The 894-nt window shown below is 32.1% G+C and carries 1 protein-coding gene; it reads right to left on the bottom strand.

Translation table 11 applies throughout. The features are described 5' to 3' along the window. On the bottom strand, positions 1-787 hold a 787-nt coding region (locus ACM0OP_RS24230), incomplete at its 3' end, for an IS4 family transposase (protein ID WP_414530955.1). Positions 788-894 lie beyond the last annotated feature (107 nt).

Raw genomic sequence — 894 nt, 5'->3', positions numbered from 1 at the left:
CAATATCAAATCTTTGTTTATAGGCAGAAATAGCCAATTCTAAGGACTCAAAATTCGTTAAAATAAACCATCCTTCTTTCGGTGCTACTCCGTTGATTTTACGCTTCCACTTACAAGCAACGTTAAAGCTCATGAACCCACGACTCTTTGTTACCTTCACACCTTGAATAAAAAATGATAATCCAGGTTCTAATCCCAAACTGTTTAATTCATGAAAAATATCTTTTTCAATCTCTACAAATTCGTTCTTTTTTAATCGCAAGCAAAAGTATACACCCAATGTTTTAAGGTACTTGGCGAGTTTTACAGAACAAAATTCTCTATCACCTAATACACATATTTCATAGTTATGAAAAAGTGGCATTACTTGAGACAATAGTTTTTGTTGCTCATCTATGTTACTACTCCCTAATTTTGGCAATAATTTAAAATAGATTGGAAATGCTCTTTTATCCCAAATGACACTCACCATAAATAAATTTATGCGATTCCAATTGGTTCTATCAATGGCTAGATAAATTATTTTTTCTGGGGTAAAGTATATTGATAACCATTCCCTAATAATCGGAAACCAAATTTTTTCAATTGTGAAATTTGGTAATGAGAGAAATCTTTGTATTCTTCTCCTTCTACTCTCAAATTTAATTGGTAACGGTATCCCATTCGCTAATCGTTCTAAATTCACGATTTTAATTGACTGTAGGATGTTCACCAAAATTTGGATAAACAGGTATTCTCTTAGACTCAATTGACTTTTTAAGTGCTTTTGATAGAATAAAGGTATCATTTTCATTAGATAGGTCTTATTGACAATCCCTGACCTATCTTTTTTTACCATAAATCGTTACATTGTTTACACTGTCTTGTTTTTAGCCTTGTTTGTCGCCCCGTCAG

The organism is Nodularia chucula CCY0103, from assembly GCF_963923915.1.
GTDB classification, from domain to species: domain Bacteria; phylum Cyanobacteriota; class Cyanobacteriia; order Cyanobacteriales; family Nostocaceae; genus Nodularia; species Nodularia chucula.
Note: the sequence above shows the minus strand (reverse complement) of the source record. Positions and strands in the feature narration are given on the sequence as shown.